The sequence below is a fragment of the Microcystis sp. M_QC_C_20170808_M3Col genome (genome assembly GCF_007095505.1).
GTDB lineage: Bacteria > Cyanobacteriota > Cyanobacteriia > Cyanobacteriales > Microcystaceae > Microcystis.
In genome coordinates this window covers 26,211-49,245 of the sequence record NZ_SFBY01000161.1, presented here as the reverse complement: position 1 = coordinate 49,245, position 23,035 = coordinate 26,211, and the positions used below count along the sequence as shown (strand labels likewise).

At 39.7% G+C, this 23,035-nt stretch carries 2 protein-coding genes; both read right to left on the bottom strand.

Translation table 11 applies throughout. The features are described 5' to 3' along the window. Positions 1 to 10 precede the first annotated feature (10 nt). Positions 11 to 10,468, bottom strand: coding sequence for a non-ribosomal peptide synthetase/type I polyketide synthase (locus tag EWV84_RS07535; protein WP_287077512.1), 10,458 nt, complete (start codon positions 10,466 to 10,468; stop codon positions 11 to 13). A gap of 164 nt (positions 10,469 to 10,632) precedes the next feature. Beyond that, complete coding sequence (locus EWV84_RS07530) at positions 10,633 to 22,338, bottom strand: type I polyketide synthase (protein WP_287077511.1); 11,706 nt, start codon at positions 22,336 to 22,338, stop codon at positions 10,633 to 10,635. Positions 22,339 to 23,035: the final 697 nt, after the last annotated feature.

Here is a 23,035-nt window from a genome sequence, read left to right as displayed (position 1 = left end):
TTGCTGTTGACTAAAAATTAAAGTCTTCTGCGAACAGATCCTGCTCCTCTTGAATCAGATTTTCTGAGGAAGCTAAGGATAAGTTTATCAAAGGTTCATGGGCAAATTTTAAAACTTGCTCTAGCCAATTTTTTAACAAATCTATGATCAATAAAATTCGCTCATGGATAAATATATCTGTGTTGTAGATTAGCTTGAGATAAAGTTCTTCTTCCTCAACAAAGATAAATTCTAAATCAAATTTAGCGGTAATCATTTTGGGGTCAATGGAGTTAACTGTAATTCCGTTCAAGGCGAGATCTACATTTTGATTATTTTGCAGGACAATTGCAACATCAAAGAGAGCATTCCGGCTAGGATCTCGTTGTAAATTCAAATCAGATACGATCTGATCAAAGGGATAGTCTTGATTATCATAAGCCTCTAAAGTGGTTGTTTTTACTTTGCTAAGGACATCCGTAAAACTGTCGTGATCTGCTATCTGATCCCGCAGGACTAGAGTGTTAACATAAAATCCGATTTGCTCTTCTAAATCAGGATGATTTCTGCCGGCGATAGCAGAGCCTATTGTAATTTCATTTTGCTCAGTATAACGGAATAGAAAACTCTTAACCAAACTAACCAAACCCATAAATAAACTGGCTTCTTGTGCTTTAATTAACTTCTCAAAAGTATCGATCAATTCGGGTTCAGGTTGCCATGTAATTGTATTTCCTTGAAAACTTTTAACAGGTGGGCGCGGATAATCAACAGGTAAGTTAAGACGCACAGGGACAGGAGTTAATTTAGCTAACCAGTAATCCCGTTGACCTTGAAGTTTCGAGGTTTCTAATTGACTTTCTTGCCAAGAAGTATAGTCTTTATAATGAATTCTGAGAGGGGGCATTAATTGGTAATTTTCTTGTCCATAGGCGTGATAATGGGTGAGGAAATCTTTAATTAAAACCCCTGCTGACCAACCATCAGAAATGATATGGTGCATATTAAACAAGACGATGTAATTCTCTTGGCTTAGTTTAAGTAAGTTAACTTTAAGTAACGGTCCGACTTCTAAATCAAAAGTCGTTTTGGCATTATGGGCAATCGCTTCTTCGATCAAGTTTTCTTGTTCTGTCCTAACATAAGCTGTCAGGTCTATTTGTTTAATGACAAAGTTCATTTGATTATGGACAACTTGACGGGGTTGATTATTGATTAAAGTAAAGGTTGTCCGCAAAATTTCATGGCGTTGAATTAACTGTTGAAAGGCATTTTCAAAAGCATCAATATTAAGATTGCCCTTGAATTGATAAGCACTGGGCATTCCGTAAGCATTATGATTGTGATCTAGAAATTCTAAAGCCCAAAGACGACGCTGACCATGAGACATCGGATAGGATTTTTGGGGGGGAATTGCCGCAATGGGTTCTTGATAATTGTATTGAGTCTGGGAGATTAAAGTCGCCAATCCAGCAATGGTTGGAACTTTAAAGAAGTCAGCCAATTTTACGGATACATTTAGTTCTTTATGAACCCGGGTTACAACCCTTGATAAGAGTAGAGAATGACCGCCAATTTCAAAGAAGTTATCAAAAATACCGATAGGATATTTAGAGAGAATTTTTTCCCAGATGCTAACGAGATTGGATTCTAAATAATTCCGGGGTGCAACATAATTAGAATTAACCAGAGATTTACCGGTTTCTCTGAGTTCTCTCAGGGAGTGCAGGTCAAGTTTCCCATGTCGAGTTAAGGGGAATTGCTTTAAAAAAATAAAGTAACTCGGAATCATATAAACTGGTAAAAATTTGGCAAGAAATTCTCGAATCTCAGCAATTTCCAGAATTTTGTCTGTTTGACAGTAAGCAGATAATTGAGTTTGATTATTCACTTGAACGGGTAAAACAATCGCTCTTTCAATGGGAGCATAACGAGTCAATTGATATTCAATTTCTCCGGGATCAATTCGATAACCATTGACCTTAACTTGATTATCTTTTCGTCCTATAAACTCAATGATACCGGGAGCAGTTTGCTTGCCTAAATCGCCGGTTCTAAAGAGAGTTTTTGTCTCATCAAGAAAGCTAGGTTTAAATTTTTCTTGAGTCATTTCGGGTTGGTTATGATAACCCGATGCTAGGGCGGCACCTTCTACACAAATTTCGCCGATTACATGGAGGGGAACGGGATTATTAAATTCATCAAGAACCCCTAAGCGATTGTTATGGAAAACTTGACCGAGGGGGATTTCGCTGTCTAAGTTTTCCGTGATTTCATACTGGGATACTCCTACACAAGTTTCTGTAGATCCGTAGACATTGCTAACAATTTCTGCTGGAAAACGTTTCCGTAAAGCTAAGGCAGTTTCCCGATCTAATTTTTCCCCTCCTACCGAGATATATTTTAAGCTGGAAATAGTTTCTTCTGGTTCAAGTAGCCCGAAGATTTCTCGATAGATAGATGGGGTGGTGTGTAGGGCATTAATTTGATTTTCCTGTAAGAAAGAAACCAAATGTCCTATATATTTTATTTCGTACATATATAGGGATGCACCTATGGTTAAGGGGAGAAAAATATTACGAATAGATGGATCATGAGTAACAGCAGCTGTGAAAATATAGCGCCATTCAGGATGTTTATCTAAATCAAAGGTAAGTCGTAAGCTTTGAATAACATTCAAAATTGAGATGTGACGGCCCATGACTCCTTTAGGATTACCAGTTGAGCCTGAAGTGTAGAAAATATAGGCGGTTTGGCTAGAGTTGCGGAATATTTTAGGCTCATTTTTGTCATATTTTTCAACAATAGGATCGATTTTATCTAAGCAAATTTTCTCTATTTTTTCAGGTAACTTAGAGATAAAATTACTCTCCGTTAGGCAAACATGACAGCCACTATCTTTTAAAATAAACTCAATGCGACTGTTAGGATATTGAGAGTCTATAGGAACGTAAGTCGCTCCAGTTTTAAAGGTAGCCAGAATCCCGATGATTAAGTTGTGATCACGCTGGAGCATCACCCCAATCACTTTTCCTACACCTAGCTGATATTCCTGCTGTAAATAATGAGTAAGACGATTGACTTTTTCATTTAATTCTTGATAGCTAAGGCTAATTTTTCCCGCAATTAAGGCGGGAGCATTAGGGGTTAATTTAACTTGAGCTACAAAGTCATCAATGATGGTGGATTTTTCAGGGATTTTGCGAGTTTTTCCCGTTAATTGTCTGAGTAACTGCTCTTGTTGGACTGAGGTTAATAAAGGTAACTGATAAAGAAGATTATTAGCATCGTCAATGATTCCCCTCAGCAAAATTTCAAAGCTTTCAATAAATTGTTTAATTGTCTCTTTTTTAAAGAGTTCTGTATTGTAATTGCAGTAAATAATGAGGTTATCATTAAGTTCAATTAAGTTAAATCCTAGATCAAAAGGGGTGTAACCAATCGGTTCCGGTGGCAAGGATACTTTTAAGTCTTTAAACTCAGGCAGAGTTAAACTAGGATCCATGTTAAAAGATACCGAAATGAGAGGGGAACGAGAAAAATCTCTAGGTAATTGTAAAGCTGCTAATAAATCCTCTAAAGTATAACTCTGATGGCGAAAAGCGTCTATCAGGGTTTGTTTAGTATGTTGTAAATGTTCAATAAAAGAGGTGGTAGCATCGACTTGTATCCGCAGGGGTAAAAATTGAGAACAAAAGCCTACTAAGTTGTCACTGCCTTCTATTTGTCGCCCAGAAATAGGAATACCAATGACTAAATCTTTATGGCCAGAAATTCGACGCAAAAAAGCAGTATAAGCGGCGAACATCGTCATAAATAATGTAGCTTTATTTTTGCGTCCTACTTTCTGCAAATTTTGCCCAACTTCAGAAGGAATGACTTGACTTTCTTGTCCACCAGTGTAGGTTTTAACGGCGGGACGGGGAAAGTCGGTGGGAAGCTCAAAGGTTGGCAGATCTTCCTGATAGGTTTTCAACCAAAAATCCCGATGCTCTAACATTTGTGGACTTTGCGTCTCTTGCGCTCGCAAAGTTAAATATTGCCGAAACTGCATCGGTGGTTTGAGAACCTCTTTAGTTGTGTTATTTGAGGATGAATAAAATTGACCAATTTCCTGCAAAATTAATCCTAGTGACCAACCATCTGCCACAATATGATGAGTTTTTAAAGATAGCAGATAATGGTCAGGTTTTAAGCGCATTAAAATCACAGCAAATAAGGGGGCAATCGACAAGTCAAAGGGTTTTTGGGAAAACTGAGATCGTAACGCTAATGCCGTCGCTTCGGGATTATCTTCATCCTTCAAATCAATTAGTTTTAATTTAATGTTAACTTCATTGACAACTTCCTGTAATTCTCCTTGTTCTATAATTTGGGTTCGCAAAGCTTCATGGCGATTAATAACTTGATTAATCGTTTTTTCTAAAATGTAAACATCTAAAGAACCTCGTAATTCTAGGGATGTTGTGACGTTATAGGATGCTGAAGCATTACGGTCTAATTCAGCTAATAACCAAAGCTGACGTTGAGCTTCACTGGTGGGAAAGGATTGATTTAAAGATGGTAAATGTCCCCTACCATCTTCATCTTCAGAGAGCGGCTTTTTTTCTTCTTTCTTGACTTGGGGGCGTTTAGCATTAGCAAAAAAACCGGCTTGCTGCAATTCCGTAATCGCTTCTTTGACAGCTACTATAACTTTGTCTATATCTTCATTAGTATGGCAGGTGGAGAGAAAACAAACTCGTTTTTCCCATGTGTAGATCCCTTTGAGATTTAATAGATAATAAAAGAGGGGTAATTCGATGGGTTGTAAGAAGATACTATAAGCTCCAAAAGGTTCAAAGCGGAATAAAGAGCCAAAATTGACAACCCGAATCGGAATGCCTATTTCTTGAAAAAACTGATTGACTTCGGTGGCTAATCGATGAGTTAATTGATTCACTTTTTCTTGAATCGTTGTACTGTTTTCCCGAAGATGTAACAGCACAGCACGACAAGCAGCAAGGGCTAAAGGATGACGACAAAAAGTTCCCCCAAAAGCGGTTAACTCGGTTTGGGGATGAGAGTCATCTCCGTACTGCCAGAAACCGCCGTCAACGGTATCTAAGAAATCTGCTTTACCGCAGATCATACTAATTGGTAAACCTCCTCCAATGGCCTTACCATAAATGACTATATCGGCTTCAACATTGAACCATTCTTGCGCTCCTCCCGGAGCAATCCGAAAGCCAGTAATAATTTCATCAAAAATGAGTGTGATTCCTTTTTTGTGGGTTATTTGTCGTAGTTTTTGCAGAAATTCTTGAGGCTGTAAATCGGGTTTGCGACTTTGAACTGGTTCGACTAATACGGCGGCTAAATCATCAGCATGAGTAGCAATAATATCGAGGCTTTCTTCAACTCCATAACTCAAGACTATTACGTCTTCAACCATTCCTAAAGGGGTGCCTAGACTTAAAGGTTGAGCAGTGGTTTTATCTTCTCCTACTCGTGCTAAGATGCCGTCAAAAGTTCCATGATAGGAGCCGGCAAACATAACGATTTTTTGACGTTTTGTACGGGAGCGAGCAATGCGAACAGCCGCCATAATCGCCTCGGTTCCCGTATTACTAAAAGCGACTCTTTCGACTCGGCCCATTTCACTAATTAAAGCGGCGGTTTCGGCGGCCAGATTTGACTGCATTCCTAAACCTATTCCTCGATTTATTTGTTCTTGAACCGCTTCAATGACAAAATCAGGACTATGCCCAAAAAAGTTAACCCCAAACCCCATGGCTAAGTCAATGTAATTATTGCCATCAATGTCCTTAAAATAAGCCCCTTGAGCGGATTCTGAAACAATGGGATATTGAAATTCTTTTAAGGCCATGCGGAAGTCAATGGTCGGTTTAACATCTACCATTGTCTTACGGCTATTTTGTGAATAGGCTTTTGATTTGGCGGTTTTCTGGTTATAAATACCCTGTAAATTTTGAATAAAGGCTTGTTGTTGTTCGGTTAAGGATTTGTTCTCAGTGAGCTTTAAGGCTAAGGGGTTTAAATTGGGAGAACTAGGTTTCTCAGGAGATTTGGGCTTCTCTTGAGAAACCGGCGGGTAAGTTTCTATTTTAGAGCTTTGGGCAGGAATGATTTGAGTCTGATTCGTTAATATTTCGGGGGCTATACTGGGGGAGACGGGGGCAGTTTGAAGAACTTCTAATTGCTTGATAATGGTTTTTTCATGGAGGTCTTTTAGGTCTTTTAAAGATTGTAATTGAGCCATCATTAAGGCTTCTTTACCAGAGCTTTCACCAGAGACAGTGAGCTTAGGCATTGCAGGAATTGAGAGGGTTTCATCTGGCACACAAGCAAGAATTAATTCTTGTCCATTGTTAATGGGAATATTGTTTTGTTTAGAGAAACTATTCGCCGTAGCAAACCCACAACTTTTTAAAACGGAACACCAATTTTCACCCCTTAATAAGGGAGTATCTGAGCGTAATTGTTGATCCTGAAAGCGCCACCATCCGGGGGTTAATCCAAAGGTTAAATTCAGCCATGAGTTATTTTCTACGGTTTCGAGGAGAACTAAGTAACCGCCGGGGCGCAGAAGTTCCCGAATATGGGTTAGAGTTTCTGTAATATTTCGGGTTGCATGAAGGACGTTAGCGGCCACAACAATATGATAAGTATGGGCAGGTATCCCCTGAGAAATGGGGGACTTTTCAATGTCTAGTTGATGAAAGTTTAGGTTATATTTTTTCTGAAATTTTTGCCTAGCTTGATGCAGTAAGAAGGGAGAAACTTCGCTAAAAGAATAAGTGACATGATCGAGGTTTAAGTGGTTAAGAATTGCTTCTGAAGTGGCACCAGTTCCTCCTCCTATTTCGAGAATTCGATAGGGGCGATCACTATTAGAAAAGTTCTTTAAAATCTGGTTAATAGCTTGGGCAACTCGTTGATTCATCAATCGAGATACGGGAGAGTTGCCATAGATACTTTCTGCATGAGCAACGGAACCTTCTGGGAAAATTAATGTCAAGGGATCTGTATTTCCCTTAAGAACTTCTGCTAAATTTTCGCCGCAGCGTTGCAACATTTCTAATTCAGGTTTTGCAGACGGACAAATTTTTTCTAGCTTTTGTAGGGCTTGGGGTAAGGAAAAATACTCAGGCAAGTTTTTGACAGTCCAAACATTCCCTTGATTTTGAAGAATATTAGCTTGCTCTAAATCCTGCAAATAACGATTGAGCAAAATGTGATATTTAGGAGCAATAGGTAAGGTTTGTCTTAGGGTTTCTATTGTCCATTGTTCCCCCTGATTAAGTTTTTTCCCTAAGGACTCTAAAGCCTTGATGATATAGGCTGTAGCGATGGGTTGCAATTGATTAATGACTTGCAGATAATTGCTTAATTCTGTCTCGTCATCGATAACTTTAGTTGTTATTTTTGAAGTATTTTCTAAGGGTTTTTCTTTTACAAATTGGCCGAGGTATTCGGAGATATCAACAAGAGTTTGTAAATCGGTAAAGAGTTGATCTATTTTCACTTTGACTTGAAATTTTTCTTCAATTTTGCGAGAAAAGTCAGTCAAGATAATTGAGTCTGCTCCTAAGTTTAGTAATGTCTCATCCTCCGGCAGATCGTTCTCATCTTCTTTCAGAAGTAAAGCCAGAATTGATTTTAATTTATTACGGATTTCCTGTTGATGCTTTTGCATATTAAAAACTGTGGTTTCGGTAAGGTTAGAAGTTTGTGAGTCTAGGAATATTTTGTCAATGCTCTGATTTTCTGTTCGAGGATTAGGCTGAAATTGGAAAGGTTTTCTTTGAAAGGGATAGTTCGGCAATCTGACTTTTTTATAGCCATAATTCTGATTGAATTGTTCTGGGTTGAAAGGCAGGCCATTGAGGTAGAGTTGTCCCAAGGCTGAAAGAATTGTATGCCAGTTATCTAAGCCACGATTGAGAGAACTTAACCAGATGACCTCATCTTTATAACGACGACCTTGTTCTGCCAGTATTGGTCTTGGTCCCACTTCTAAAAATAGGTTATATCCCTTGTTGAAAGCGGTTATCAAACTCGACAAAAATCTTACTGGTTCTCGGCATTGTTTGCTCCAATAAGTGGCATCTGGTGCATTTTCTAAAACCTCTCCATCAAGTCCTGAAAGTAAGAGAATTTGGGGTCGTTGATAAGAAATTTGACGAGCCTCTTTTTCAAATTCTTTTAAAATTGGCTCCATTAAAGGGGAATGAAAAGCCTGAGTAACGGGGAGATATTGGGCGGGAATTTTTTGCTTTTTGCAGGTGCTAATAACTTCCTCAAGGCTGGCACTTTCTCCAGCAATAACAATCTGTTGAGGGTGATTAATGGCAGCTATTGAAACCGTTTCATTATAATTTTTAATTAGGGAACTTACTGTCTCTTCATCAGCAAAAATTGAAGCCATTTTCCCGGAGGTTGTGGTTTGCATTAATTGCCCCCGTTTGACAATTAAGGCGAGTCCAGCTTCTAAGCTAAATACTCCTGCGATACAAGCTGCTACATATTCTCCCACACTATGGCCAATCAGTAAACTGGGGGTAATTCCCCAAGATTTCCATAGCATTGTTAGGGAATATTCTAGGGCGAATATAGCCGGTTGAGCGTAAGCGGTTTGATTGAGTAAATCGGTCTGTTCACCAAATAATATTTCAGTTAAAGGATGGTCTAAATACTTCGCTAATATTTCGGCACATTGATCAATATATTGACGAAATGTTGGCTGAGTTTGATAGAGTTGATGCCCCATGCCGGGATAACAAGCCCCTTGCCCTGTAAAAAGAAAAACAATTTTAGGGGATTTTTCTGATGTAAAACGTTGATAAAAAGTCAAATCATCAAGTGGGTTTTCTTCAGCAAAAGCGGCTAATCTTTGTTGTAATTCTGGACAAGTATCGCCAACAATGGCTAAACGTTCAGGTAAATCTATCCTTCCGACAGCTGCACTATAACAAATATCTCCAATTTCAGGATGAGATTCTAGGAGGGTATGAAAACGTTTAGCTAATTCTTTTAAAGCGGTTGTGTTGTGGGCTGAAAGAGTTAAGAGATGACTAGGAATTTGTTGTTGAATTTCTGAGATTTTGCTGACGGGTGCTTGTTGAACAATGACATGGGCATTTGTGCCGGAAAACCCGAAAGAACTTACCCCAGCTATGGGTACTTTATTGTTATTCGGCCAAGGTATATTTTGAGTAGGAATTTTAATAGGATGGTCTTCCCAATCAACCAGAGGATTAGGGCTTTGGAAATGAAGATGGGGAGGGATTTTACCCTGTTGAAGAATCAGAATTGTTTTAATTATTCCCGCCATGCCAGCAGCGGCTTCAAGGTGGCCGATATTGGTTTTCACTGAGGCGACATAAAGAGGGTCGGAGCGCTTTCCATAAACTGAGGCAATGGCATTCAATTCGATGGGATCTCCTAAAGAAGTACCTGTGCCATGAGCTTCTATGTAGCTGACATCTTCAGGGACTATTCTGGCATCAGCTAGAGCTTGACGGAGCAATTCTTGCTGGGCGGGTCCACTGGGTACGGTTAAACCTGCAGCAGCGCCATTATGATTCACCGCCGAACCTCGCAACAGGGCAAGAATTTGATCCCCGTTTTTCTGGGCTTCTGATAAAGTTTTTAAAATTAAAACCCCACAGCCTTCCCCTCGCACATATCCATTTGCAGAGGCATCGAAAGTCTTGCAACGCCCATCGGGGGACATCATTCCCGACTGAGAAAGAGTAATCGTAATTGCGGGTTCTAAAATGAGGTTTACCCCACCCACTAAAGCGAGTTCACATTCACGATTTCTCAGGCTACGAATCCCCTGATGGACGGCTACTAATGAGGAGGCACAGGCTGCATCAATCGAGAGACAAGGACCGTGAAGATTGAGAAAATAAGATAGCCTGCCAGCGGCTGCGCTTAGAGCATTGCCGGTGCCAAAAAAAGAGTCAATTTGATCATAGTTTGTGCCGTAAACCTTCAGGGCATGGTCAATGCTAGTAATCCCCACAAATACCCCTACCTTATTATCGGCTAAATTTTTCAGAGGTAAATTGGCATTTTCTAAGGCTTCCCAAGCAACTTCTAAGAGTAACCTTTGTTGAGGATCCATGGAGGCGGCTTCTCTTGCTGAGATCGAAAAGAAACGGGCATCAAATTCTGTGATATTCTCTTGAAGAAATCCCCCATAAGCGGTGTTCATTTTTCCTAAAGTTGGTTCTTGAGAATACAGTTTTGATATATCCCAACGGCTTTTAGGAACTTCTACTATCGCATCAAGTCCAGCTTGACAAAAACTCCAATACTTTTCTGGGGAATTAATACCTCCCGGAAAACGACAAGCCATTCCGACCACCGCAATGGATTCACTTTGTCTCGTCTCTAATTCATGGATACGAGCCTGCATTACCTCCATTTTGCTTAAGGTCGTTGCCATTAATTTTTTGTAATCTATACTCTCAACCATGCCCCATTCTCGATAATTTCTAAGTTTATACGCCGTTAAACATAAATTAGGATGCTACTATCAGTGAATATAAACAAAAGTTTAACCCCACAGAGTTAAGCTTACTCATGTTCATCTACTTAGCCTACCACATCTCATGCCTTTTGAAACATTATTTTTAAAATTTAACCTCCATATTGATCAAGCTCCGTTAATTTTTGATTAAGTAATCTTGCCAGTTCGTCTTCACTGAGGCTGTCATAGGGACTATGATTGTCAGGAATTGGATTTATTTTAATCTCAAAATCGAGATGATTGGCTAGAATTTGTTCCCGTAAGTAGGTACTTAAGCTGAGAAGATTAGGATAATCGAAAATGATCGAAGATGGCAATTTACACCCTAAATCTGTTTCTAAGCGATTTTTAAATTCTATGACCATTAGAGAGTTTAAACCTAAGTCTAAGAATGATGTTTGTTGAGGAATAACTTTGTTCCCATTTAACCCTGTCACTTCTCTTAATATTTTCTCCAGTCCTTCTACTAAAGCGTTTATTCGTTCGTCTATAGAGACAGATTTTAATCGTTCTAATAGTTTTGCTGGACTTGTTTGTTTTTGATTTTTTAGGGTTAATACCTCGCTAAAGAAGGGTTGATTAATATTGAAAGTTTGGTTAAAAATCGACCAATTAATATCGAGAACTATCCCTTGGTTAATATCATCTAAAATTACCTGATTGAGATATTGAAACGCTTGCTCAGAAGGCATCATCTGCAAACCCCAATTAGCGAAACGTTGTTGATCAATTTGGTTGCCCGTCTCCCAAGCTCCCCAATTAATACTAATACCAGGTAATCCTAAACTTTGCCGTTGCTGCATTAGAGCATCCATGAAAGCATTAGCCGCAGCATAATTACTTTGACCCGGTGAACCAAGGATGACAGCCGCAGAAGAAAAGCTCACAAAAAAGTCTAAAGATAGAGAGCGAGTATAACGATCTAATAATAAAGTTCCTGCTACTTTTGGACTCATTACCTTTTGATATTTTTGCCAACTTTGATTACTGATCAGCCCATCTTCTAAGACCGCTGCTGCGTGAATTATTCCTCGTAAGACGGGCAAGTCTGCCCCAAAACGAGAGAATAAATTTTTCATATCTGTGGGGGAAGTAATATCAGCTTCAATCAAGGTTACTTTTGTTCCTTTCTCCACTAATGGGGCTATCAATTCTGTTGAAGATTTAACATGGCGACTACACAAAACTAAGTGACTTGCTCCCATTTCTGATAACCATTGAGCCACTAATCCGCCCAGTTTTCCTCCCCCTCCCGTGATTAAATAAACCCCTGACTGATTAATAAAATGTCGTTTTTCTGAGCTAGGAAGAGATGCAGAAACTAACCTGGCTGCGTAGCGGTTTCCTTGACGTAAAGCCAAACGGAATTCATGGGGGAAACACTTTAATTCATTGAATAAAAGTTCAGCTTCATCAGCTTCTTTATGGATTGGTAAATCTAAACAAACACAACCCATTTTAGGATACTCTTGATTAATGACTGCTCCTAATCCCCATAAATGGGACTGTTGAGGATATAAAGCCGTATCATTGATAATTTTATTAGCCCCGCGAGTAATCAGCCATAAATGAGGTAATTTCTCCCAGTTATTAGTGAGGGTTTGCACTAAATTTAAGACGGCATGAGAACTCTGATATACTGTATCTAGCACGTCTTCAGCTTCTGAAGATTCCCAAGAAAAAACAACGCCAGTCGGAAATTCTCCCGATGGATAAGCTTCTTGATAGAGACGCTGAAAATCAGATTTCTGAGCCGGATTGATGACAAAAGAATCTTGAGAATTACATTGATAATTCTGCCCCATTTCTACAGTAATTACTTTTTCTCCTGCCCTTTTATATAAATTAATTAGGGAATTTAAGTCTGTTTCTGGACGAACCAAGACTAACCAAGAATTTTGAGGATCAACGGCAACAGTTGGCATTGATGGAAGTTTTTTCCATTCCACTTTATAAAAGCAATCGTTCGACTTTTCTTGCCATAAACTCTGTAAAATAGCCGGATTTATGCGCCGTGCTGTTAAGTCAGTAAAGCGAGCGCAAAGCTGTCCTTGTTCATCATAAATATTAACATTTACTCTCATTTCACCATTAGTATCTGAGATGACCTGAACTTCCGTCCAAACTTGCGAAGTTGGATTTAGGAATATTTCCAAGGAAGAGAATCCATAAGGTAGATGCAATTCTTGACCATGAATTTCGGGGAAAGCTGCCCCAATACTTTGTAAGCAAGCATCCAAAAGAACTGGATGAAAATGATAACGCCGATCCGCTAAACTAGGGTTAATACTAATTTTAGCTTGAGAGCCTTTTTTGAAAGAATATAACTCTTGAATCGCTTGGAACTGCTCCCCATACCTGATCCCCATCTGCTGATAAAGTTCATAGAATTCACGAATAGAAATTGATTCTTTAGGGGTTTCTCTTTCTAATTTAGTTTGGGTTAATTCTGAGGCAGCCAAGCTTTGTATATCCTTAGGTTTGACTTCACCTGTAACATGAAGAACCCATTTTTCTTGTGCAGAATCACTGCTAAATATCTCAAAAGTATAAATCAGTTGAGATGATTTTTTAGGTCTAAAAATTATTTGGACTATTAAGGGAGTTGGAGATAAGAGTAATCCCTGATGAATAGAGACATTTTGAAGGGTGACAAAATGCCCATTAAATATTTTCTGACTGGCGGCTAAAATAGCTTCAATAAAACCAGTAGCTGGAAATACAATGTTATCAAATACCTGATGTTCTTCTAAATAACTAGGGTTAAGATAACTCACCTCACCTTCAAAGATCATGTCTCCCGTTGCTAACTTTTTAAAATCTTTAATAAAAGGATGTAACTGAGTCTTGATTTGCCCTAGAGAAAATTCCGAATTAGATAGCCAATACCGTTCTCTTTGAAAGGGATAAGTCGGTAAAATAATCCGCTTACCTTGTTTAAATACTGTAGTCCAGTCCACAGAATAACCATTAACAAAAAGTGTCGCTAAACTTCTATACATTTGTGCCTGTTCATCCTGACCGGGTACAATACTAGGCAACCATAATAGATCCTGGTTGGCAGAAATAAGGCGAGCCATACTCAGTAATACAGGCTTAGAACCGACTTCTAGAAAACAACGATAACCCTGATCAATTAAAGACTGAAATCCTTGACTAAACTGTACAGTACTACGCAGATGATCTACCCAATAATCAGGAGTTGTAATTTCTGAACCTACAGCTTTCCCTGTCAGATTACTAATAATCGTTAAGCTAGGTTCATGAAAAGAAATTGTTTTTAAGACCTGGGAAAAATCATCAAGAATGGGCTGCATTAAAGGAGAATGAAAAGCATGAGATACCGCTAAACGTTTAGTTTTATGCCCTTGATCAATAAAGTTTTTTTCCAGTTGCTCAACAATCTCTTTAAATCCAGAAATGACGGTAATTGAGCCATTGGCTGAAGCAATATTAACTTGATTTTCATAAGAAGTTAGAGCGTTTGCTACCGTCTCATAATCAGCATAAATAGCGGACATACTGCCATTGTGGGGCAATTTTCCCATTAATTTACCCCGTTGAGTCACTAATTTTAAGGCATCTTCTAAAGAAAAGACTCCTGCCCAACAAGCCGCCACATATTCCCCGATACTATGTCCTAAAAGGGCTGAAGGTTGTATTCCCCAAGATTGCCATAATTTGGCAAGTGCATATTCAAGGGAAAAAATCACCGGCTGAGTGATTTGGGTTTCCTCTAATAACTCGCTATTTTGCTCTTGAAAGATTAAATCTAAGAGAGATTTTTCTAAAAGGGGTTCTAGAATTTGAGCACAAAGATCTAATGTTTCCTTGAAAACAACTTCTCGGTTATAAAGGGTTTCTCCCATGCCAGAATATTGAGAGCCTTGTCCAGAAAAGAGGAAAGCTATCTTTGGCGGAGTCTCTGATAAAATCGGTCGGATTAATGAGTCAGAATTTTCACCATCTTGGTAATCAATTAATGCTCGTTGTGCCGTGGTTATTGAGTCTGCTAAAATACAGATTCGTTGCGGAAAAATCCCCCGTCCTGTACTGGCGGTAAAACAAACATCAGCTAAATTGATAGACTCAGTCAAAATATCTTGATAATTTCTCGCTAACTCTTGCAGCGATTTTTCAGAGCGAGCCGAAAGGGGTAATAGATAAAAATTATTCTCCGAAGGTTGAGGTAAATCAGCGTCAATTTCCCCAACAATGATATGAGCATTCGTTCCACTAAATCCAAAGGAACTTACTCCAGCAATCCTTGGACGTTCGCTGATATTCCAAGGTTTTCCTTGTACAGGAACTTCAAAAATATGAGAACTCCAATCAAAGCGGGGATTAGGATTTTTAAAGTGAAGATGAGGAGGTATTTTATGGTGTTGTAACGCTAGAACGGTTTTAATTAATCCGGCAATTCCGGCAGCACCTTCTAAATGGCCTAAATTCGTTTTTACTGAACCAATAATTAAAGGCCGATTAGGGGAGCGTTGACCAAAAACGGCGGACATACTTTCTAATTCAATCGGATCACCAAGGGCTGTTCCAGTGCCGTGAGCTTCGATATAATCGATTTGTTCAGGCTTGAGATTAGCACGTTTAAGGGCTTGATATAATAATTTTTCTTGAGCTTGACCATTAGGAACGGTTAGCCCACTACTTGGACCATCATGATTGACGGCTGTGCCATAAATTTTCGCCAAAATTTGGTCTCCATTCTTAACCGCTTGGCTCAATCTTTTCAGAACAACTATTCCACAGCCTTCTCCTCGCACCATGCCATTCGCGCTCTCATCAAAGGTTTTGCAATGTCCATCAGGGGCAAGCATATGGGCGCGACTTTCGATTAAAGAAATAATGGGAGTTAAAATAATATTAACCCCTCCGGCTAAAGCCAGATCGCACTCACCATTAAGTAAGGCATTATAAGCTAAATGAATCGCTACTAATGAGGAGGAACAAGCGGTGTCAATAGTCATTGATGGACCCTGTAAACCAAGGACATAAGAAAGACGACCCGCCGCCATACTAACAGAAGTTCCTGAACCAGTATAAGCATTAATGGCTTGAGGAGAATAACTTAATTGGGCATAATCTTGCGTCATGCAACCGATAAAAACTCCCGTCTGACTGTTGCGTAATTTTTGGGGATTTTGTCCAGCAGATTCTAAAGCTTGCCAAGTAGTTTCCAAGAGTAAACGCTGCTGAGGATCCATAGCGACAGATTCTCTAGGAATAATGCCAAAAAATTCTCCATCAAATTCCTCAATTTGTTCTAGAAATGCACCGTAAGGAGCGTATATTTTGCCAGGGACATCGGGATTAGGATCATACCATGTTTCCTGATCCCAGCGATCTTGAGGAATTTCTGTTATAGCATCTTTTCCCTGTTCTAAAAGTTCCCAGAAAGATTGTAAATTCTTAGCACCGCCGGGGAATCGACAAGCCATGCCGACAATAACAATAGGATCATCATCGAGTTGTGATTTTTCTGGCTGTTTTTGAGAAATTTCTGCTTTTATTTGAGGGGTAAATACCGGTTGAGAATTATCTAGAACTTCTCGCTGTAAATAATTAGCTAAGGCTTCAACATTCGGAAAACGAAAAGTAATCGTCGAAGGGAGAGAACAATTAAAGTCAGTTTGTAACAGATTTCGTAACTCTGTAGAAGTGAGAGAGTCCATCCCCAAATCAAAAAAGCCTTGTTGAGGGGAAAAAGTTTCATCATTTGAGTGTCCTAAGACATTAGAAACACGCATAATGATATGATTAGTTAGCCAATTAGGACGCTCTTTTAAGGTTAAATTTTGCCATTGTTTTAAAAACTCAGATGAGGGGGCAGCTTGGGGTTTTCCTTGAGGCAGGAAGTTTTTATAAAAGTTTTGATGAATATAAGGAAATTGTTGCCAGTCAATCTTAATTACACCAGCGCGAATAATCTGATTTAGGAGAATTTTTTCGAGAGCATTAAGGGCTAAATCTGGTTTCATAGCCGCATATCCTTTAGCGGCTAATCTCTCCAAAACATTGCGATCTACTGCTGCACCTATTTCGCTCCAAGGACCCCAATTTATGACCGTTCCGGGTAAATGATGCGCCTGACGATAATAGATAAAAGCGTCTTCAAAGGCATTAGCTGCCGCAGCATTAGCTTGTCCAGCTGAGCCAATTAAAGATACAGCAGAAGTATAACAGACAAAGAATTCTAATGGGTCATTTAGGGTGAGTTGATGAAGCAACCAAGTTCCTTTAACTTTGGGAGCTAAAACATAATTAAAGCGCTCTGGTGTTAGTCTTAATAAGGTTGTATCGTCTAAGGTTCCAGCAATGTGAAAAACGCCCCGCACAGGATATTTAGAACGGCATTCTTCTAAGACAGTGTGCAGTTTTTCAGCATCAGTAATATCAAGTTTTTTGATGGTAATTTCTGCCCCACTAGAGGAGAGATTGGCTAATATTTCAGGGCTAATTCCTTCTGCCCCTCGACGACTACACAAAACTAGATTCCGCGCCCCTTTTTCAATCATCCATCGGGTTGTTGCTAATCCTAACCCCCCTGTGCCTCCTGTGATTAAATAATAGCCATCAGGACTAAAATTGATATTTCCATCTTCAAGTTTTCTCTGCACTAAACGGGGATAAAAACGCTGTTCCCCCCGCAAAGCAACCCGGTTTTCTTGGGAATTACTGTAGATTTCTTGCAGCAGTTTGTCGGCTGAGTTTACTTCATCTGGATCTAGGTCAATTGCCTTGAAATTAAGTTCAGGATGTTCTAAGACTAGGCTGAAGGCTATTCCTAATAAGGATGCTTGAGAGGGAGAGGTCAGGGTTTTAATGGCTTTTGCTGGTACTGCTCCTTGAGTCACTAAAATCAGAGCCGGCGGATTTTCTTGCTGCAATAAGGCTTGTAAGAAAAAGAGAAATCGTTGACAATGAATCTCGACTTGTTGATCAATTTCTCCAGGGATTTTTTCTAAGCCCCAGAAGTACAGTATTTGACGAGTTTCTGAAGTTATCGAGTTTCTCAATATTGATAGGTAATCTTCAGCCATCTCCGGGTTAATATCTTGGGAAAAGACGCAAGAACAACTTATTCCTCTCTGTTGGAATAGAGGGATTAAACCGTTAGCAATTCCTTGACTATCTGCCCAGATTATTTGATGATAGTAAGATTTTGCCGGAAGAGAAGGTAATTGCTCACTGCTTCGACTAATGATGACACTTTGTTTTAATAAATTTCGGGTTTTTGCTTGGCTTGGTTCGATAATATTAATGTCTTCAAATTGATTCTCAATCAGTAAATTTTGCCAATCTTTTGTGCTGATTAACGGATAACCATTCCGCCGCAGATCTTGACTACATAACCACCATCCTTCTGTCAAGCCAAAGGTTAAATCTACCCAACGTCTTGCCCCGGTACTTTCTAAGAGGATTAGTCGTCCCTTAGGAGCGATGAGAGAGCGCACATTTTCAAGGGTTTTTTGAAGGTTGGCTGTGGCATGAAGAACATTAGCGGCGATGATTATGTCAAAACTGCCGGGGAGAAAATCTTGAGTAAAGGGATTTTTTTCAATGTCTAAAGTTTGATATTTAATAAAGGGATAGTTTCTAAAATTTTCCTTGGCTCTTGTTAAGAAACTAGAGGAAATATCGGTGAATACATATTCGATATGTTCTGTCGGTAAGTGAGGTAAAATGCCAGCAGTAACGGCTCCTGTTCCTCCCCCAATTTCGAGAATTCTTAGGGGATAATAGGGGGGGAAATTCGCAATAGCACGGCTGATTGTGGTGGCGACTAACTGATTCATCAATTTAGCTCCGGCAGCTTCCGAATAAATTGATGCGATCGCTTCTAAATCCCCTTGAGGAAAGAGTAATTCTAATGGCTCAACTTGACGACTCATGACTGCTGCCAAAGCAGAGCCACAACGCTCCATTAGACTAATTTCTGCTGGATAATCGGCAAATTCTTGGCGGAGAATTTTAATTTGCGATGGCGATGAAGGTGCTTCTAATTCTTTGACGAATAACCAGCCATCTTTTGTCTGATTAACGATTTTTTCTTCAGCTAAAATACTTAAACATCGAGATAATAAAGGTCGGTAAAAATCAACAATTTGACCTTGATTTGCTATCTGTGCTTCGGAATAAGTTTGACCTAATTTTGGCTGCCCATTAAGTTTTGTTAAGGCTTCCCAGATATAGACAACGCTTAACTTTTCCAAGGCTTCCATTAAGCGCTCATATTGCCCCAAATTTTCCCCTAGTTGTTGTTCTAACTGTGCGGGGTGAATTTGATTTTTAATCACCTGGGGAGCTACTAAAGTGTCTCTACCATTCCCTAATAATTCCTCGCAAGGCATCCATTCTTCTAGATAGATTTGAGGGGGTATTTCTTGGGGGATAATCTCTTGAGATTGAACGGCTTTTAGTTCTAAGTTGATGAGGGATGCCAAGGGTTGACCTTGGGGGGAATAGATATCAATATCAGCGATAATAATGTTAGGGTTAGGGGAGGAGTTTTTCAGTCGAACCGCGCTGATTACCTGCTCATCAGGAGGGTGGAAAAATGCCAATTGCCCAAGGCGAACAGGAACATAAGTTACTGAGGATTCTTCTTTAAATAAAATGGCAGCAATCCCTTGAAAACAAGCGTCTAACATAGCCGGATGAAAATGATATTTTTCCCGCTCTAACCTATCGGTTAATTTGATTTGAGCAAAAGCTGTATTTTCCCCCCGCTTCAGTTGATGAATGAGCCGAAAGTTACTCCCGTAATTTATCCCTGATTTTTGATAAGTTTCATAAAAGGAGTTGATATCGACTTCTTCAGAACAATTTTTGGCGATTTCTTCTAGATGACAATGGGTTAAATTAGTTGATTTCAATTCATCAATTTTTCCACTAACTAATATTTCCCAATTTGGCTCAAGTGCATGGTAAATTTTAAAGCTTTTTTGCTCAATGATTAACTGTAATGTGTCTTCCGTATCTTTTAAAATTAATGCCTTCTTAAATTCAACATTTTCTAAAATAACTTTTTGATTCTCCCCGGCAGCTAAAGCCATTTCTATCAAGGCAGATGCTGGCAATATGGCCTGATCAAAAACCTGATGTTCTCCTAAAAATGCAGGTTTATGTTGACTAATGCTCCCTCGATATTGAAGGAGAGCTAAGGGAGAAGGAAAATGATCGCCTAGTAAGGGATGTCCAGAGTAATAATTAGGGTTTTTATAGCTAGAAGACTCTGATTTATTGCCAGAATTTATCCAGTAGCGTTTGCGGATAAAAGGCGAATTAGGTAAACTAATTTTTTGCCCCGGATGTGAGCGATGAAAGGCTTCCCAGTTAATATTAAATCCTCGTACATAGAGTTGACCTAGCACCCTTTGCTCATGCTGATCACTGTGACAATCTTCCCCTAAACTAGATAACCATAGAATTGAATTTACCCCTAACTTTTGACGACCTATATTAATGAGATTGGCACTAATTCCCATTTCTAGGAAGATTTGATATCCCATTTGATGCAAAGTAGAAATTCCCTGGGCGATTTCGTCGGATTTCTGCCTAATCCTTTCCCCTCTATTAACTGAATTTGTGAGAGATTTTTTCACAACTTCACCCTGATAAATTAGGGTAATATCGGGAGAGTTAGAATCGACTTCTGAGGTGCTTTTGAGCAAGGATAAAAGGTCTTCTGAGTTGGGGTTTTGTGGGCTAATTTGAGCGCGTTTCGCCACCAGCTTGACGGTATCTTCAAGGGAAAAAACTCCCGCTTGTTGAGCGGCGAGATATTCCCCTAATCCAGAACCTAAAATCGCAGAAGGAGAAATTCCCCACGATTTCCAGAGTTCACAAAGAGCATATTGATAGGCAAATAATAACGGTTGTACAGACAAAGGAATCTGAGGCTCTAAGGCTTTTTTAGATGACAATAATTCCTGAAGAGAAAATTCTAAATATTTTTTAAACAGATGATCGCACTGCCTAAAAGCATCATGAAATACTGGCTCATTATTGAGCAGGGTTTCAATGATTTCTGGGATTTCTGGACTAATTTCTTGCTCGTCATTGCAGAGAAAAGCAATTTTAGGATTGCTTTGCGCTTCTCCATAAATAATGTCGAAGCTATTATTTTGAAAGTGCTTTTCATCCCCATCGCTCTTGAGAAAAGCCTGAATTCCTTGGCGCAGATTCTCTTGATTAGAAACTAAAAGAGCAAGGCGGTGTTTATGGGGAAAACGACCGGTATTTAAAGATAGAGCAATGTCCTTGACGTTGAGAGATGTTTTCTGCTCAAGATAATCCACAAATTGAGTCGTAAAAAGACGTAAACGTTCGGGTTCTTTAGCCGAAAAAGTAACGAGAATGGGGGATATTTTCGGGTTTTGGGGTTGCGGTTGAGGCGGTTCGCTTAAAATAACATGAGCGTTGGTTCCCGATGCTCCAAAAGAACTGACTCCAGCCGCTTTGAGCTTGCCATTGTTAACATTCCAAGGACAATTTTGCGTGACGATACTAATCGGTAAGGCATCCCAATTAATATGAGGATTGGGTTTTTTGAAATTCAGATGAGCCGGAATTTCACGGTAGTGTAGCGATAATGCGGTTTTAATTAATCCTGAAATTCCAGCCGCCGCCGCCAGATGACCTAAATTAGTTTTGAGAGAACCGACTAATAACGGGTTAGATTTCCGACGATTGACGCATAATGCCTCGGCTATGGCTTTAATTTCGATGGGATCTCCCAAAGATGTTCCTGTACCGTGAGCTTCAACATAATCGATAGCCGCGGCATCTAAACGAGCATCAGCTAGAGCTTCTCTGATTAATTCTCTCTGCACAGGCCCATTAGGAACGGTAAAGCCGCCACTGGCCCCATCGTTGTTGACTGCGGTCCCCCGAATCACTGCCCAAATGTGATCGCCATCTTGAAGAGCGTCACTGAGTCTTTTTAAGACGATGACTCCGCAACCTTCCCCTATCCCAAACCCATCGGCACTTTCGTCAAAGGTTTTGCATTGGCCATCGGCGGCTAACATCTGATTGCGGCACAAGGCGATGACGACTTCTGGAGTTAAAACTAAGTTCACTCCTCCGACTAAAGCTTGTCTGCATTCTTGGGAACGTAAGGAACGGCAAGCCAGATGAACAGCGACTAAGGAAGAAGAACAAGCGGTATCTACTGCCAAACTCGGACCATTAAGATTTAAAAGGTAAGAAATACGCCCAGCTGCCGCATTAGTATGATTGCCCGAAATATGATAGGCTCCGATGGCATTATAGTCCTCATTTGAGGTAAGAATACGGGCATAGTCATTGTTAGTAATCCCGATAAAAACCCCTGTTTTTCCCCTTCTAGCCGTCGTTGTTGCCATTCCTGCATTTTCCAAAGCTTCATAGGCCACCTCTAAAAGCAACCTTTGCTGAGGATCCATAGCGACGGCTTCCTTGGGAGCAATTCCGAAAAAATGGGCATCAAACTGGGAGACATCATCGAGAAACCCCCCCTGAGAAACATAGATTTTACCCACTTTATTCCGATCTGAATCATAAAAATCCTGCTGGTTCCAGCGCTCATTAGGTATTTCTCTGAGGTGATTTTTACCCGCTTTCAGGAAAGACCAGAAGGATTCAGGTGTCGCAATATTATGACCGAAACGACAACCTAAACCCACGATAGCTAAGGGTTCGCTTTGTTGAGACTCGAAAGCTTTTAATTTTTCTTTAGCTTCACTAAGAGCTTTAAAAACTCTAGTTTGGATTGATTGCTCGTTTTCGGATAAGTTCTTTTTATCTTGAAAGTCCATAGTGTTAGACTCGACTTGGAAAAGAATAATTATTGCGACTGACGGGGTGACAAGCAGATGGAAAGTGAAACAGGGTGTAGATTGTCGGGGTTAGGGTGTAGGGAAAAAGCTTGAGACTTTCGCCGAAAGATAACGAGGGAATTTGGTTTTTACCAGGTAAGTCGATTAATTTGATGGCTTACAGTGAGGAAATTTTCCCCCCACCTCACTTAAATTTCCACCTCGTTGTCACTTCTTCAGCTATTACGACCAGACAGCCAATCATACCTGATCGAGGTAGTAATTGTCAACAGACATCTCCAATAACCTGGTGTGGGGTGTGGCATCCTAAGCTCTGCTCTGCTGGTCTCGCGCCACTATATCTTTAAATGTCACACTTTCCGCACTTCTTAATATTCAATTAATAATTTTTACTAATTTATTGCTGACAACAGTAGTTTCTACAATGAAGATTTTTCGTCAAAACATCTTGGGGAATGTAAAGATATATAAAAGTATATGAAGATGTGCGGAATGTCGGTTTAATATGCTATGATGTCGAAGCTCAGAACAATTTTGAAGAAGCGACAGAAACCTCGACCTTAGCCGTAGTCGGGTTTCCTGTAGTCCATATAGCAATAATTCCACTCGTCAGAGACGGGAATTATCGCTTTAAGGGAACAGGGAACGGGTAAGCATTGTACCCCATGACTCTGAA